Source organism: Evansella vedderi, from assembly GCF_030813435.1.
Classification (GTDB): domain Bacteria; phylum Bacillota; class Bacilli; order Bacillales; family Salisediminibacteriaceae; genus Evansella; species Evansella vedderi.
Map to the genome: position 1 here is coordinate 279327 of NZ_JAUSUG010000003.1, position 17087 is coordinate 296413.

The window sequence follows — 17087 nt, forward strand, 5'->3', positions numbered from 1 at the left end:
AATTATGAAGTTTGCTTTTTCTGCTGCATCATCTTAGGGTGTAGTAGACAATTGTAATCTTGACGATCAGAAAGCGGTATATAGCTGAGCCCCAATAGAACGTGACCACATTTATGAGACTGTTCTTTATCATATACAACAACTTCATCTGGTCTTATGGCCCATAAAAACTGTTGTTTTTCTCCTACAGTACGAAAAGGCACCATCGTTAGTTTTCCTTCAAACCGTTCTGGAAGCGTTCCGTCCGAAAACATTGGTTTTTTTGTAAATTGGACAACGGAATCAGGGAATTGATCCCCTACATCTGTCATATCTATAATCATGACAGCTTTTCTTGTAAAGGGATCTTCCAAGCGATTTCCACTATCTACAAATCCCTTTAGATGTAAATGTATTCCCGCTACTTTTACCAGTACTGGATATATTTGATCATATCTTATTTTCTCAGTTTCTATATTTGCAAGATTCTGCTTGGAATACCAATACATAACTGGAAAACCTATTAGAACAAACAACCAGCTTATTGGGCTTCCGAACCCGCTAGTTTGAGTTGCGAAAGTTCCATTAATAAAGCTTGTATCTGTTTCCAGGAAAAAATGTAGCCCTAACAATCCACCTCCTACGGCAAAATTTACGAAGAAAAAGGTTAACCACGCTTGAATAAATAACCGAAACCGGTAAAATCCAAAGGTGGCAAAAATAATCAGGATAGAATAAATACTTTTAACCACCGGGTGAATCGCAATCCAATCGTATGGTGTGAATAAAAAAAAGACATATAAGGAAGCTATAAATGCACCTAATAGTAATCGAAGTCTTTTTACATTCCTTTTCAAAACGATGGAAGTTAATGAAAGTAAAAGAAAATCAACTAGAAAATTTAACAACCAAATTACATCTAAATAGATTTGCAAAATAGCCACCATCCGAATTGGATTTTGAACATAGTATATCTTATGAGAGTTTTTAATTGTGTCACTTTTTGCCATTACTCAAGTACTTATTTTGACAGGTTTTCAATTTTATTGTCATACATTACTAAAACCCCTACAGAATAGAATAAAAAAGGGTGTGCCATTTCGGCACACCCTTTAGATATTTAATAATCTTAAAAACTATAATTATTGCTGGTGTAATGATTACGTACGCTTTCTTCTATTTCTCAAGAAAGTAGGAATATCTAAAGTATCTACGTCTTCCTCTGAAGAGGTATTTTGTGTGGATTGCTGCTGGACAGTTTCCTTTTGTACTCCTTCCACTCTCGAAACAGGTTTAGTTCGTTGATTTAAGGAAGACCTTCCATTTCCATTTACGTTTTTATCAGGCTGCTGATCATCAAAGCCTGTAGCAATAACTGTAACAACAATTTCATCCTTTAAGTCTTCGTTTATAACCGAACCGAAGATCATATTTACTTCGCTATCTGAAGCTGTAGAAACGATTTCTGCTGCTTCATGTACTTCGAATAAGCTTAAGTTTGATCCACCAGTGATATTCATTAAAACACCTTGTGCACCATCAATGCTAGTTTCTAATAAAGGAGAAGAAATTGCTTTTTTTGCAGCCTCAGCAGCTCGATTTTCACCTGTAGCGACCCCAATTCCCATTAATGCGGAGCCCTTTTCACTCATGATTGTTTTTACATCAGCAAAATCTAAGTTTATTAGACCAGGAACAGCGATTAAATCGGAAATACCCTGTACACCTTGTCGTAAAACATTATCTGCTTCACGGAAGGCTTCAAGCATTGGAGTATTTTTGTCTACTATTTCTAAAAGACGATCATTAGGTATAACAATTAATGTGTCTACCTTTTCCTTTAAAGCACCAATTCCGCCTCCTGCTTGCATCATTCTCTTTCTACCTTCGAATGTAAATGGACGTGTTACAACACCTACAGTTAGGGCACCAAGTTCCTTTGCGATTTCCGCAATAACCGGTGCAGCACCTGTTCCTGTTCCTCCGCCCATTCCAGCTGTAATAAATACCATATCTGCACCTTGAAGGATTTCTTCCAGCTGTTCTCGACTTTCTTCTGCAGCCTTTTTACCTACCTCTGGATTTGCTCCCGCTCCAAGGCCTCTTGTTAGTTTACCTCCAAGTTGGAGTTTTATTTCTGCCTTCGACAGGTGTAATGCCTGTGCATCAGTGTTAACTGCTATAAAATCTACACCTTGAAGGCCGTTTTCTATCATTCGGTTTACGGCGTTACTTCCACCGCCGCCTACACCAATGACTTTTATCGTTGCTAGTTGTTCCATGTCCATTTCAAATTCTAACATTTCTGATCCTCCAATCTATCTTGGCTCGTACCTTCAATTATTGCTACTCAAAAAATACTTTAAACCAGTTGGATACTTTTTTCTTAACACCTGGACCTTCCTTCGGTGTCTTTACTTTTGTTACTTTTGTTACTTTTTCCTTCCGCTCTTTCCGTTCATAAGGTCCCTCCGTAGCGGGACTTAATCCTGCAGCAACTTCCTTCCCCTGGATGCGCATATTCCGATGTGCAAAGGTTATTAAACCTACACCATTCGTATACTGTGGTTCACGAACTCCTATGTAATCGGGAATAGCAATACGGACATTCTTTTGAAGTACCTCTCTTGCTAATTCTAGAACTCCAGGAATCTTTACTGTTCCACCTGTTAAAACATATCCTCCAGGTAACTCGTTATACCCTAATCTTTGTATTTCCTTAAAAGATAGTTGAAACATTTCTTCAATACGAGGCTCAATAATATTGGCTAATTGCCACTGTGAAAACTCTTGTTTTTGATCACTGCCAATCTCCGAAACTTGGAAAGTTTCATCATCGGAGGCATGATCTATATAGGCATGTCCATGTTCTATTTTCACTCGTTCTGCTTCTTCCGTAGAGGTTCTAAATCCTACCGATATATCATTAGTAATATGATCTCCACCTACAGGAATTTGCTTAGTTCCCTGTAAAACCCCATTTTCAAAAACAGATACGGTTGTGGATCCACCACCCATATCAATTAAAGCCACTCCTAAGCTTTTTTCATCCTTAGATAAAGCTATTGTACCAGCAGCCAATGGCTGCAACGCAATATCTGCAACTTGTAAACCAGCTTTGTCAACACATCGTAATATATTATGTAGCATAGAGCGAGACCCCGTAATTATGGTACCCTGCATTTCAAGGCGGACACCAATCATTCCTCTAGGATCATTTATTTCATCTAAACCATCAACTATAAATTGTCGCGGAATTACATCGATGATTTCCCGCTCTGGTGGAATAGAAACTACTTGTGCAGCATCAATAACACGAGTGATATCTTCATCACCAATTTCTCTATCATCACTAGAAACAGCAACGACACCATGGCAAGGTTGTAACTGAATATGGTTTCCTGTCACTCCAACAATGACACTCTGAATGGAGAGTCCAATCATTCTTTCTGCTTTTTCAACAGCCGTTCTAATGGACTTTACTGTTTCATCTATGTCAACAATGGAGCCTTTTTTAATTCCTTCAGAATGGGTTTCTCCCACGCCAATGATGTTCAGCGTACCATTGTTCATTTCTCCAATTATAACGCGAACATGCGATGTGCCGATATCTAATGTGACGTAAGTATCATGGTTGTTCATTTGTTGGCACCTCCTTAAAATCATGCACCCTTTTCCTATTTGTTAAGTCGAAAATAAAAATTTAGGGAGATATGAAATGTATTCAACATAAAGCTGCTATTCCCTTTTTTTTTAAAAGAATTTAAAAGAAATGAAATATTTTTTTATTCTTCGATCATATCTCTATCCTTTTTTCGGTTGTTAACCCATTTCTCAATTAAAAACCTTCTAATTACTGCTATATTGTGAAACAAGCGCACACCAAATGCAAAAACTGCTGCTAAGTATAAGTCTACACCAAGATGGACACCTAGAAAAGCTAAACCCGCAGCTAAAGCAATATTTGTAAAAAACCCTGTTAAAAATACCTTTTCTTCGAACACATTTTCTAAATGAGCCCTTATTCCTCCAAATAAAGTATCTAGAGCTGCTAATACAGCAATAGATAAATAACTGGAATAAGCTTCTGGAATTCGGAATTCTGTTGAGAGACCAAGGAGGATCCCAATCAGTAACCCCATAACTGGAAGCCACATTTATGACTCCTCCTTTACAATCTCCATATGACGTACCCGTAAAGTTCTATCATAGGGTGGTAACGTAATATAATTAATTGGTGTGGAATTAATAGATAAATTCTCGTAAGAAAAATACTCCCTTGCCCTAGAAGCCATCACTGCATGGTGCAATGATTCTGGGTCATCTGAAAGTACTCTTATTTTCAAAGGAAACTGGGTCACTCTATTGCTATTAATAAGGGTAACGCCATTAGCTTCCCGTATTGGTGTTGTGGAAATAATCCGTTGATTAGCTACTGCAATTTCCTTCGCTCCATAAATATTTAATTCATTCAGTAGCATTCGGAGTAAATAAGGTGGGACCGATCTGATAGCACCTCCACCGTAATCTTCTTCAAATATTGGAGAAACTTCTATGATGATGCCTTGTCCACTAACTTCCGTTAACCCTGCCCTAACCTTTAATTCTTCTATTGCATCTGTCATAATAGGTTCAAGGTCCTCTGTTTGTTGGAGCTGATAGAGCATTTCCGCCTGGTTTTCCAATTCTTCATTCAATTCCTTTTGTCTTTCCTTTTCAAAGGTAAGTGCTTGCCGCAACTCATGTATATTTCTAGTATCACGAATTTCTGGCTCTTTTGTTGACTGGAACTGAATGGCGACCATAAACCCTATGATCGTCGTAACACATGTAAAAATGATCATACGATCCTTCATGGCCGTCACCCTCTTTCAGAAAAATAAGGATCTAATACAATTTCATTTCTCTTTTCAATTCTTACTTCAATATTGTCACTTAAAAGTTGATCCACAACTCCACCAAACATATTTAGAGCACCATTAAGGGTTTCACTATCCCCTATAGCTGTTATCTCAAACGGTGCAAAGGAAACATGACCATCAATCTCAATTACTGGGCCGATACAATGAATATAAGATTGATGATTAATTCTGTGACCATTAATTGCAATCGCCTCCGCCCCAGTTACGAGTAATTCATCTACAACCTTTTGAATATGCTGCTCGTGAACAATATAATTATTAGGATTTTCCCCTTCCTGGACATACTCCGCATCCCTTAAGGTAACACTTATACCTTCACCTTTAACCCTTACGGAACCAGTAACCATCCTTAGACGGTCCAAATCTTCGATTAAGTTAAAATAAAGGCGCTCATCGTTTGCCACAACTTCTTCAATTTCATTGATCTGATTTTGTATCTCTCGGAGTTCCTCTGCCAAACTCCTGTTGACGGCTTGTTCCATGAGCACTTGATTTCTAAGTTCATCTTCCGCTCTCCACTGGGAATTTGAAAGTTGATTCCCCGGATTATTTTCATTGGTAAATTGATAGCTCAAGGCAATAATAAAGCCTGTGACTAATAGCACAAATGAAAAAATGACATGACTACCCTTCACTCTCACCTGCTTCTTCCTCCTCAGATTCGAAACGTTCAAAATACGGGTTCATTCTCATATGAACAATGCCTTCTACACTTGGATCTAATTGTTCCACGACGGAAGGATAAGGGGCGATTCTTTCTGCAAATCTGCGAACAGTGGAGCTTACAATAAATCCATCATTCATGTAAATAGTTAACCTTTGGTGGTCGTTATCTACCGGGGAAAGATATATCTCAGACATACGAAGTCTTAAAGATGAACTTACTTCCATTAGTTCTTTAGCAATCTCCGCTTTTACATCACTGTCATAAAAACCTACCAATATAGGTGCATCATAAGGAACAAAAGTATTATCTGCTTCTTTTAATGTATATCCGTTACTAAGAAGGGGAATATATCTCCCTTCTTCCTCTATATAGGCAATTCTTTGATACTCCTCTATCGTTATAGAAATTGTATTAGGCCATTGTCTTGTAACTGTTACATCAGCAACTTCCGGATGCTCTAAAAGAGTAGCTTGTACATCTTCTCCTCTGTAAAGCCACATACTTACATCAGGGAAAAGCCCTGAATTCTCAATGACCCAGCTTTCGGTAACATTATTATTTCCATGTACTTCTACATGTTTGATATGACTAAAGGACGATTGGAAATAGGCCACCACTGTCATTAATAAAAAAAACACGGAAATATAAATAATTAGTCTGCGATTAGTACGTTGTCGGCGCCGTTCTTTAAGAGTAGGGATTCTCTCCTCAATTTCTATGATCTTTTTTTGACTCATAGGCCTTTCCTCCATTGTATAGCAAGGGATCAAATGAGAAAACAAATTTTTACTTTAATCTCCAAAAAGAGACAAAATACCTGTGTAACTGATACTTTCCTCTAGTCTTTTCTACTTCCATCGATAGTCACACTTCTGACGGTTACAACCTAAGTCGATATTTCGAGGAATATTGAAAAGGCAGGAGGAACCCTGCCCTTTTGGAAGATCCTGAATTTATTTATTCCGCTATTTAATACTCGTTTCCCCAACCAATTCAACCTCGGTTTCCATTTTAACTCCAAATTTAATATATATGGTTTGTTGGACATGATTAATTAAGTCTAACACATTCTGAGCAGTAGCGTTGCCTTTATTAACAATAAAATTTGCGTGCATTTCAGATATTTGAGCATCACCAATAGAAAAACCTTTCAACCCTGCATCTTCAATAAGTTTACCTGCATGCTGAGGGAGCGGGTTTCGAAAAACACTGCCGCAGGTTGGGGATTTCCAAGGCTGCGATTCCCTTCGATAATCTTTATTTTTTTGCATTTCCTTTGTTATTTTTTCCTTGTCTCCCGCCTTTAACTGGAATTCCGCTTCTAAACAAATCCCCCGTTCTTTTTGAAGTCGGGAAGTCCGATAAGAAAAATTCATTTCCTCATTGGAATACCATGTAAAAGTTCCATCCGGAAGAAGAACGTGGGCCCTTCTTAAAATATGTGATATATCGGAACCATGGGCGCCAGCATTCATAAAGACTGCGCCACCAACAGTCCCTGGTATACCACCTGCAAATTCTAAACCAGAGAGACCCTTTTTGCTGATGATGGTAGCAAGCTTGATTAAAGAATAGCCTGCTCCAACCCTTATAACTTCTCCCTCTTCTTCTAAATGGGCTAAATCTTCGCCAAGCTTAATTACTACCCCATTTATTCCTTTATCAGAGACAAGGAGGTTAGAGCCCCTTCCTATCACAAACCAAGTTACATTGGCATTAACGATTTCCTTTATTGCCTTTTGTAAACCCTCTATCGAAAACGGTTCAAAAAACAATTTAGCAGGACCGCCAATTTTCCATGTTGTATGGTTTTTTAAAGGCTCGTTCTCCACTATATTTCCAATATTAAGTTCTTCTAATTTTGCTTTTAAATGATCCATATTAACCTCCATCATTTTATTTCACAAGTTGTGTGATCAACCGATAGAGTTCATCCCCCGCATCTTGCTTCCCAATACTTAATGCACCTTTGTGCATTTCTTCCCACACAAAGGGACTTGATAATACAGTATCCATTTCCGTAAAGAGACGCTCAGGAGACATCTCCTTTTCAAGAATAACTATTGCTGCTTTTGCTTGTTCTAATGACCGGGCATTTTTTTCTTGGTGATTATTTGTAACATATGGGCTAGGAATCAAAATAGAAGGTAGGCCCAACGCTGTAATCTCCGATAAGGTTGTGGCTCCAGCCCTAGCAACAATTAAATCTACTTTGCTGAGAACTTTCGGCATGTCGTGAATATAAGGAACACAAACTACATTTTCAACAGCACCTTGCTTTTCCATTTCTTCTTTAACTCTTTCATAATGAACCTCACCCGTTACATACAAACATTGATACTCTTTATTCTCCCATTGATCTAATGTACCTATGATAGCTTCATTAATAGGTCTCGCTCCCCTGCTGCCTCCCACTACTAATACAGTTCTTTTATCAGGTGATAGACCAAGGGATGTTAAGCTATCCTCATTAGTTGACTTCGCCGCTTCTACCACTTCTTGGGCACGGGGATTTCCTGTAAAGACAATTTTATTTTCTGGAAAAAATGGTCTTGAACTCTCAAAAGAGATTGCAATTTTATCCACATATCTACTTAAAAATTTATTCGTTAAACCAGGGACACTGTTTTGTTCATGAATAATAGTAGGAATTCCTCTTTTAGCTGCAGCATAAACAACCGGCCCGCATACATACCCCCCGGTCCCAATTACCACATCAGGCTTAAAATCCTGAATATACTTTTTAGCAACGTTAACTGCCTTTAAAAATCGCATAACAGTTTTTACATTTTCTACGGATATACTTCGCTTAAATCCTGTTATTTTGACCGTTTTAAATGGAATATTTTCTTTAGGTACGATTTTGGACTCTAGTCCCTTTTCCGTACCAATATATAAGTATTCTGCTTTTTCATTATGTTTTCGGATTGCACGAATTAATGCTAGGGCAGGATAAATATGTCCTCCTGTTCCCCCTCCTGTAACTAATACCTTCATTTTTTACCTCCAGCATAAAGCTTTTTCCTATCTTTTATATTATATCGTAAAAATGTATGTCTTGATGATTACAATAATAAGGATTTTTTTAAGGAAATATATCTCCAAATTTTAGTAAACATCCAATACCGTTAATTATAAAGGATTTCATTTAAAAATGAAAAAAATGCATATGAAAATGAAATAAAAAATACGCACAAGGATATGTTTAAGGTCACTCACCCCTTAAGACATTCCTCATGCGCCCATTATCCGTCTGTCTAACGCATATGTCGACTTATATTTAATAAAACACCAACGGAAGTTAACATAAGTGTTAATGATGAACCTCCATAGCTCAAAAACGGTAAAGTAATTCCAGTAACTGGCATCAAGCCAATCACAACACCAATATTAATCATTACTTGAATTGCGATCATCCCAATGATTCCTGTGGCAAGTAGGGTACCATATAAATCAGGTGCATATAGGGCAATGCGGAGCCCTCTCCATAATAGAATGGCAAAGCAAGACAAGACGAAAGCACCGCCTAAAAACCCTAACTCCTCAGATAAAATTGCGAAAATAAAATCTGTTTGTGGTTCCGGTAAATAAAAGTACTTCTGTCTGCTATCCCCTAATCCTAAGCCAAGAAACCCACCAGGTCCTATGGCATAAAGAGATTGAATGATTTGAAAACCACTCCCTAAAGGATCCGACCAAGGGTCAAGAAAGGAGGTGATTCTTTGTAAGCGATAAGGAGCAGAAACGATAAGTCCAACAAAGCCAGCTAAACCCATTAGGCCCAAAACTACAAAGTGTTTAATTTGTGCTCCAGCAATAAAAATCATCGCTACGCTTGTAAATACCATTACAGCACCAGTACCTAAATCGGGCTGCAGCATAATCAATCCAAAGGCAACCAATACAAGACCAAGCGTTGGGACAAGCCCCCGTTTTACAGTAGTTATATATTTCTGTTTCTCCGATAAATACTTTGCCAAGAAAAAAATCATGGCTATTTTCATAAACTCTGAAGGTTGAATGGAAAATGCCCCAACCCCTAACCAGCTTCTGGCCCCTCCACGGACTAGTCCTACTCCTGGTATAAGTACTATTACTAGTAAAAGAAAACAAACGATCATAAGGGGTTTGGTCATTTTACGATAGGACCAATAATCCAGATTCATCATAAAAAGCATGATTACAATTCCTAAGCTAGCAAAAAACAGCTGCCTTTTCAGGAAAAAAAAGGAGTCATCAAAGTTGTATTCTGCCATTACAGCACTGGCACTGTAGACCATCACTAATCCAATTATTAGTAAGCTGACTGTAGCAGAAATGAGTAAAATATCTGGAGCGGTTTTCACTTTTTTTGGCAATAGAGAACACCTCGGTTTCGTCAGTACATTAATCTCTCTATTACCTATCTTTATGAACGATTGGGACAAACATGACAATTATGGGACAATCTTTTTTACTGCTTCAACAAAACAGTTTCCTCTTTCTTCAAAGGTTTTAAATTGATCCCAAGAAGCACAAGCTGGTGATAATAAAATTACGTCTCCTGAAGTTGAATTCTCATATGCCATAGTGACGGCATCGTCTAAAGTTTCTACAACTTCAACTGTTGGGACAGTAGCTCGTTTAGCCGTTTCTGCAATCTTGGCAGCAGTCTCTCCATACGTAATAACACTTTTAACTTTATCCTTGAAATAGGGAATTAAATCGTCAAAGGAAATCCCCCGGTCCAGTCCACCAGCTATGAGCACTACTGGTTGGTCAAAGGCTTTTAAAGATGTGATCGTAGCAGGAACATTAGTAGCTTTCGAATTGTTATAAAAACTTCTTCCCCCTACATTGGTAACAAATTGCAAGCGGTGCTCTACTCCTGTAAATGTTTTAAGAACCTCTCGTATTCGTTGTATATGGGCTCCAGCCAAATAAGCTGCTGCTGCTGCTGCTAATCCATTAGCTACATTATGTTCCCCAGGTAGGGACATCTCTTCTATGGGGATAAGCTTTTCTTTAAAAATCATCAGATAATTGTCCTTAATACCTGCTCCAGTTTCATCATAAACTTCTGTGGAAAAAGGGATTAATTTAGCTTGTCCACCCTTAACTAGCTTACAAACCCTCTCATCATCAGCGTTATAGATAATATAATCTTCGGGAGATTGATTCCTAAAGATATTCCCCTTAGCCTGTATGTAATTCTCCATGGAGCCATGATAATCAATATGGGCCTCTACTAAATTTAAGAGGAGAGAAATTCTTGGGCGAAAATGCTCAATTCCCATTAACTGAAAACTAGATAGCTCCGTAACTAGCACGTTATTCGTCGAAGCTCTTTGTGCGACTTCAGTGGCTACTTTACCAATATTACCTGCTATTAAAGGGTCTTTACTGCTCCCCTTTAACATCTCATAAATATAAGTTGTCGTAGTCGTTTTCCCATTAGAACCGGTAATTCCAATAATATCAGCCTCACTTATCTCATAAGCAAGTTCCACTTCCGTTATTACAGAAATATTTTTTTCTATTGCCTTTTCAATAAGGGGGTTATCATAGCGAATCCCCGGATTTTTCACCACATAATCAAGTTGATCATGAACAAGCTCTAAAGGATGTGATCCGCAAATAACCTCAGCTCCGAGCTGCTGCAGCTTCTGAGCCTCCTTATTTTCTTCCAAAGGTTTTTGATCATTAACAGTCACCTTTGCTCCAAGTTGGAGTAACAATTGTGCAGCAGCAGTCCCACTTTTTGCTAAGCCAAGAACCAATATATTTTTGTCTTTAAACTGAGTGGTTTTTCTCATTACATCCACACCTCGATATATACTCCGGTAATCCCAAACAAGATACCTACTAGCCAAAATGTAACAACAACGCGCCACTCACTCCACCCTGAAAGCTCATAGTGATGATGAAGGGGACTCATTTTAAACAATCTTTTCCCGCCAGTGATTTTAAAATAAGCTACCTGTAGAATAACGGACAAAGTTTCTATTACAAATACTCCGCCTATAATCACTAGCAAGAGTTCCATTTTTGTTAGGATTGCAATCATTCCTAAGGCTCCCCCAAGAGCGAGGGATCCTGTGTCACCCATAAACACTTTAGCAGGATGAGCATTAAAGACAAGAAACCCTAATACTGCTCCAACCACAGCCACTGAGAATAGTGACACCGTAAATAAAGATAATGAATAAGCAATGATAGCAAAAGCTCCAAAGGCAACTGCTGTCGTACCAGCTACTAATCCATCCAATCCATCTGTTAAATTGACAGCATTAGAGGCACCAACAAGAATCACAATAATTAAAGGTAAATAAAGCCACCCTATATCTACTGCTAAGGTTGTTCCCGGTATACTGATTGATGAGTCCAATAAATTTGTCTGCAATAAAACAACATAGACAATGACAGAAATAACTACCTGACCGAGAAATTTTTGTTTGGAAGTTAATCCTAAGTTTCTCTTTTTCACTACTTTTATAAAGTCATCTAAAAATCCTAATAGACCAAACCCAGCAGTTACAAATAATAATAACCAGATTTCCACATCTAAAGAGTGGAATTGGGTAGCCATGACGAGTGTAGCAATGATTAATGCCAATAAAATCATGATTCCCCCCATTGTTGGTGTTCCACTTTTCTTTTGATGAGATTTCGGTCCTTCTTCGCGAATGCTTTGGCCAAATTTTAGCCTTTTTAAAAAGGGAATCAAAATCGGGGAAAGCAATACGGCAATCAGAAATGATAAAATTAAAGTAAATAATAGGCCTTGTTCCAACATATTAGGAACTCCTTTCTAAACTGCAGCTCATCCATTAAACTAAATTAAATTCCCTAAATCATAATCCAATAGGAAAAAAGCTATTAAGTAAAATAAAAATATAGTTTCATATTTATTTTATCGCTTTTATAGTAAATTAATGACTCTCATAAGGAAAAGGTTTTGTCTAATTTGGATGAACCCTCTCGACAAAGACTTTCAAATTTATTTTTTATATTCTTTTAATGAAGCTAACATTTCATCTGGTAATACACCAAGATGGACTGCAATAGCAATACCAAAAACGGCATTTTTAATAAACTGCTTCCATTGTTTATGAAGTGTAAAAGGCATATGAACACCTTTGAGTTCAAAGTGAATATATTCATTCTCTTCCTGTAAAGATTGGATCTGGAAGAGTGAATGATGAGAAAAACCACAAAATACTGTATCTGTCTTCCATTCCTTATTAAATAACTGGGTATTGTCACCATCCAATACTAGAACAGCACTCGGTCTCATACCACTTTCAATGGAACTAAATTCTTCTAGTATCACTTCTGGGGACTTATTTCCTTCTTGTTCATCTTGTTGAATAGAAGTAATTACAGCTATATTAGGTTCTATCAAATGACTTAATTTACTAATGTCCCCCTGGGTGTGAGAACCATATTCCCCAATAAATACATTCGTATGGGCATCCATATTTAGTACCCCTAAACATAGATCCATCCAAGGGGATTTAGACTGGGAAGTTGTATGAACATGGTAGTTCTTCTTTAACGTAGCGGCAATAAGCTCTTTTGTTATTGCTTTGTCTTCGCCCCCAGTAACAGCAATAACAGTCGGATCCACTTCTTCCATATACCGCTTGGCCATTTTTTGAATAGTTTGCTTTATATCTTCCACCCAAAATACAGGGAAACTATCAGGAAGGTCCTCAGGAATGGCCCTTTCTTTTGACCATATGAGAGCAGCTGCCCCATTCTTTATTGCCTCAAGAACTTCTTTTTTTTCATTTCCACCTTCATCCTTTAGAGGAATAAATAAATTCCCCTCCATAACTTCCTTCGATTCAGTGGAAACACCATTAAATATAAACGACGAAGAAATATTACCTGTAATATCTGTGCAGAAGGATTTGACAAAACTTATATTTAAATTAGCCATTAATTTCTGCACTCCTTTACCGCCTCTTTTGCTACTAGCCGATCATCAAAATGATGATTCACTGTACCTATGGTCTGATAGGTTTCATGCCCTTTTCCTGCAATTAAAATGACCTCATCTTTTTCCGCACGACGAACTGCCTCATAGATAGCGTCCTTACGATTAATTATAACTTGATAATTAGATCCCTTCATACCTTCTTCCATTTGTCTTAGGATGGCTTCTGGGGCTTCTGTTCTAGGGTTGTCTGAAGTTAAATAAACAAAATCAGACAATGATTCAGCAATGGCTGCCATTTTAGGTCTCTTTGTTTTATCTCTATCACCACCACACCCCACAACAACACTAATCTTTCCCTTAGCAAACTCTCTAATGGTTTCTAATACGTTTTCTAAGCTGTCTGGTGTATGGGCATAATCAACAATGACATGAAAAGGCTGATTTAATTCCACCCTTTCAAACCTTCCGGAAACCCCTTTTACTTGAGATAAACTATGGGCAATTGCCTCTAAAGGTATACCTGATGCATAGGTTGCCGCTGCTGCTGCAAGGGCATTATAAATAGAAAAAGTACCTGCCATTTTCATGGATACCTTCGCCGTTTCATTCCCTATATTTAGTTGAAAGGAAACTCCTTTTTCATTTAAATTAATATTTGTTGCTTTCATGTCCCCTTCTCCGTTAATCCCATAAGACAATATGGGAGCAGCAGTCATAGTGGAGATCATCTTGTAGTAATGATCATCTACATTTAGCACTGCAATTGGTTGATTGTTTTCATGATACCCGTTCCCTAATTGAGCAAATAGCAAGCCCTTTGCCTGAGCATATTTTTCCATCGTTTCATGGAAGTCTAAATGATCTTGGGAAAGGTTCGTAAATACAGCTACATCAAAATGGGTACCATGTACTCTCCCTAATTGGAGGGCATGGGAAGACACCTCCATTGTCACTGCTTCTACACCATTTTCCACCATTTTAGAGAAATTCTTTTGTAATACAAGTGATTCTGGAGTTGTATTTTTTGCATCTTCTATTTGTTTATTATATTTCACATACATAGTTCCAATAAGTCCCGTGTTTTTTCCAGCATCGGATAATATTTTTTCAATTAAATGTGTCACTGTCGTCTTACCGTTTGTACCAGTAACGCCAATTAAATGAAGCTTGTTTGTTGGGTAATTATAGAATCTTGCAGAAAGAATTGCCATCGCTTTCTTTGCGTCCTTCACAACGACAACAGGAACAGACACATCTAGCTCTCTTTCAGCGATAATAGCCACTGCGCCATTTCCAACAGCTTGATGTGCAAAATCGTGCCCATCCACTGTAAACCCAGGAATACAGAAAAAGAGACTGCCTTCCGTTACTTCACGGGAATCCATTTGTAGATCTTTAATAATTGGATCCTGCGTATCTAAATAGTTGTAGGAAGGGAGTTTATTTATAAGTGTAGTTAATGAAATCATTTTTAACCCTCTTTCGTTTACTAACATTTGAACTGTGGTACATATATTTTTATATTACTTTTATGTAGATGGTAAGAAAAGCAGTTTACACTTTTCTTACCACAAATTCCATTTTACTGTTCCTCGCCCTGATTGTCACCCATATATACGCGAATTTCTGATCCTGCCCTTACACGAGTACCCGGTGAGGGTGATTGCACCAACACTTCATTTCCCCGGCCTTCTACAACTAACTGTAATTCATAATAGGCTTGGTTAATTTCCCGCATAGTTAAGCCCACTAAATCGGGAATTTCTACGATTGGCTCATCGTTCCACATTAATTCCTTTTCTATTTGTCCTTCTCGCCTTTCCACTCCTAAAGCTCTTAGTCCGTCCTCCATAATATTTCCTACTATTGGTGCTGCAACAGTACCACCAAATTGTATCGTGTTTTTAGGGTTATCGATTGCAACATAAACCACTATTTGTGGATCGTCAGCTGGGGCAAAGCCAATAAAGGAAACGATATGATTATTCTCTAAATATCTTCCATCCTTCGCTTTTTGAGCCGTACCTGTTTTACCACCAACCCGAAACCCATCAACATACGCATTACGCCCAGACCCTTTTGCCACAACATATTCTAAAGCCCTTCTTATTTCAGCCGAGGTTTCTTCAGAGATGATTGTATTTTTTAACGTAGGTGTTGTCCTTGAAATAATCTCATTCGTCTCTGGATCTAGAAATTCCTTTGCCAAATAAGGCTGAAAAAGCTTACCCCCATTTATTGCTGCTGCAACTGCAGCCACCTGCTGTATTGGAGTAACGGATACCCCCTGACCGAAGGAAGTTGTAGCAAGCTCTAAAGGACCAACAGCATCTAAATCAAACAATATCCCTCTACCTTCTCCCTGTAAATCAATGCCTGTTTCACTGCCGAAACCGAAGTTATGAATATAATTAAATAGTGTTTCTTTTCCTAGTTCCTCACCTAAAGCCACGAAGCCCGGGTTACATGAATTTTGGACAACCTCTAAATAAGTCTGTGACCCATGTCCACCTTTTTTCCAACAACGGAGTTTATGGCCAGAAACCTCTACATACCCTGGGTCATGAAAGGTATCATTGTCAAGATCAACAATACCTTCTTCTAGCGCAGCAGCTAACGTAATAATTTTAAAGGTTGATCCAGGCTCATATTGGCTCCAAACTGGTTTATTTTGATTGTATATTTCAGGTGGTACTTCTTTAAACCGCTCTGGATCATAGTCTGGTCTTGAAGACATCCCTAATATTTCACCAGTGTTCGGATCCATTGCTATGGCAATGGCACCATCTGGATTGTATATTGCTTCTGCATTATCCAATTCCCGTTCAATAATCGTTTGTATTCTCGAATCAATCGTCAGTTTTAAGTGTTGTCCATCCACAGGCGGGGTATACACATCGGCTAAATTAGGCATTTTCGTCCCTTTTGCAGTGGAATAAAAGGATACATGTCCAGGTTCCCCAGACAATCTATCATCATAAAACAATTCTAATCCAGTTAGCCCTTGGTTATCTATCCCAGCAAACCCTAATACATGTGATAAATATCGACCATTTGGATAATGTCTTTTATTGTCCTCTGCTATATAAACTCCTTCTAGCCTCAAATCCCTTACTTGATCCGCTATATCATTACTTAGCTTCCTACCCTCTGGATTTATTCGTACAATGGACTCATTTTTTGTCACATATTCATATGCTTTCTTTTCATCCATTGATAAAACGCTGGCCAGCTTAGCAGCGGTACCCGAAGGATCTGATATTTGACGGGGGACAACAAGCACAGAGGGCGCACTAATATTAGTAGCTAAGGGAACTCCATTTCTATCTAATATTTCCCCACGTTTTCCTTCGAATGGGATGTTCCTGCTCCAGGAATCCTCTGCCCTCGAGGCAATTTCATCACCCATTACGAGCTGAACAAATCCTAACCTTACAATCATGATTATAAACACGACCAACCCAACACTCAATGCAAAAATAAGCCGCTTGCGAACGGTAACATTAGATACTCTTCTCATCGTTGACCTCCCATATTTAAACACTATGGCTTGGTTCAGACATATGAGAAAAAAGGACAGGTTAGAACCTGTCCT

The 17087-nt window shown here is 38.2% G+C and carries 15 protein-coding genes; all 15 read right to left on the bottom strand.

The features are described 5' to 3' along the window. Window positions 1-2: 2 nt before the first annotated feature. The 15 genes from spoIIGA to J2S74_RS05800 all read right to left on the bottom strand — a co-directional run bounded on the left by spoIIGA (window position 3) and on the right by J2S74_RS05800 (window position 17012). Window positions 3-989: a sigma-E processing peptidase SpoIIGA gene (gene spoIIGA / locus J2S74_RS05730; protein WP_307322938.1), complete on the bottom strand. Its 987-nt coding sequence runs from the start codon at window positions 987-989 to the stop codon at window positions 3-5. Between the two features lie 150 nt (window positions 990-1139). After that, window positions 1140-2282, bottom strand: coding sequence for a cell division protein FtsZ (gene ftsZ / locus J2S74_RS05735; RefSeq protein WP_307322941.1), 1143 nt, complete (start codon window positions 2280-2282; stop codon window positions 1140-1142). A 43-nt stretch (window positions 2283-2325) separates the two neighbouring features. Next, window positions 2326-3621 (bottom strand): cell division protein FtsA, encoded by a 1296-nt coding sequence (gene ftsA / locus J2S74_RS05740; RefSeq protein ID WP_307322944.1) that lies wholly within the window; start codon window positions 3619-3621, stop codon window positions 2326-2328. Window positions 3622-3764: 143 nt separating this feature from the next. Further along, the gene (locus J2S74_RS05745) at window positions 3765-4136 is read right to left on the bottom strand and encodes a small basic family protein (RefSeq protein ID WP_307322945.1); all 372 of its coding nucleotides are present in this window, start codon (window positions 4134-4136) and stop codon (window positions 3765-3767) included. Next, window positions 4137-4835, bottom strand: coding sequence for a DUF881 domain-containing protein (locus J2S74_RS05750; RefSeq protein ID WP_307322947.1), 699 nt, complete (start codon window positions 4833-4835; stop codon window positions 4137-4139). A gap of 5 nt (window positions 4836-4840) precedes the next feature. Further along, window positions 4841-5542, bottom strand: coding sequence for a DUF881 domain-containing protein (locus J2S74_RS05755; RefSeq protein WP_307322950.1), 702 nt, complete (start codon window positions 5540-5542; stop codon window positions 4841-4843). Further along, window positions 5526-6305: a cell division protein FtsQ/DivIB gene (locus J2S74_RS05760; protein WP_307322952.1), complete on the bottom strand. Its 780-nt coding sequence runs from the start codon at window positions 6303-6305 to the stop codon at window positions 5526-5528. Before J2S74_RS05760 ends, J2S74_RS05755 begins: the two co-directional genes overlap by 17 nt. Window positions 6306-6533: 228 nt before the next feature. Continuing rightward, entirely contained in the window at window positions 6534-7448 is a 915-nt protein-coding gene (gene murB, locus J2S74_RS05765) for a UDP-N-acetylmuramate dehydrogenase (protein ID WP_307322955.1), read from the bottom strand. A gap of 16 nt (window positions 7449-7464) precedes the next feature. Then, entirely contained in the window at window positions 7465-8565 is a 1101-nt protein-coding gene (gene murG / locus J2S74_RS05770) for an undecaprenyldiphospho-muramoylpentapeptide beta-N-acetylglucosaminyltransferase (protein ID WP_307322958.1), read from the bottom strand. 260 nt (window positions 8566-8825) lie between these two features. After that, complete coding sequence (gene spoVE, locus J2S74_RS05775) at window positions 8826-9926, bottom strand: stage V sporulation protein E (RefSeq protein WP_307322961.1); 1101 nt, start codon at window positions 9924-9926, stop codon at window positions 8826-8828. Window positions 9927-10004: 78 nt separating this feature from the next. Then, window positions 10005-11363, bottom strand: coding sequence for a UDP-N-acetylmuramoyl-L-alanine--D-glutamate ligase (murD, locus tag J2S74_RS05780; RefSeq protein ID WP_307322963.1), 1359 nt, complete (start codon window positions 11361-11363; stop codon window positions 10005-10007). After that, window positions 11363-12343 (bottom strand): phospho-N-acetylmuramoyl-pentapeptide-transferase, encoded by a 981-nt coding sequence (gene mraY, locus J2S74_RS05785; RefSeq protein WP_307322966.1) that lies wholly within the window; start codon window positions 12341-12343, stop codon window positions 11363-11365. The genes murD and mraY overlap by 1 nt, the downstream gene beginning before the upstream one ends. Window positions 12344-12547: 204 nt before the next feature. Further along, on the bottom strand, window positions 12548-13492 hold the full coding sequence (locus J2S74_RS05790) for a Mur ligase family protein (protein WP_307322968.1): 945 nt from the start codon (window positions 13490-13492) through the stop codon (window positions 12548-12550). After that, window positions 13492-14961: a UDP-N-acetylmuramoyl-L-alanyl-D-glutamate--2,6-diaminopimelate ligase gene (locus J2S74_RS05795; RefSeq protein WP_307322971.1), complete on the bottom strand. Its 1470-nt coding sequence runs from the start codon at window positions 14959-14961 to the stop codon at window positions 13492-13494. Before J2S74_RS05795 ends, J2S74_RS05790 begins: the two co-directional genes overlap by 1 nt. 113 nt (window positions 14962-15074) lie before the next feature. Then, a complete protein-coding gene (locus tag J2S74_RS05800; RefSeq protein WP_307322974.1) occupies window positions 15075-17012 on the bottom strand; it encodes a stage V sporulation protein D in 1938 nt (645 codons plus the stop codon). Between the last annotated feature and the right edge of the window lie 75 nt (window positions 17013-17087).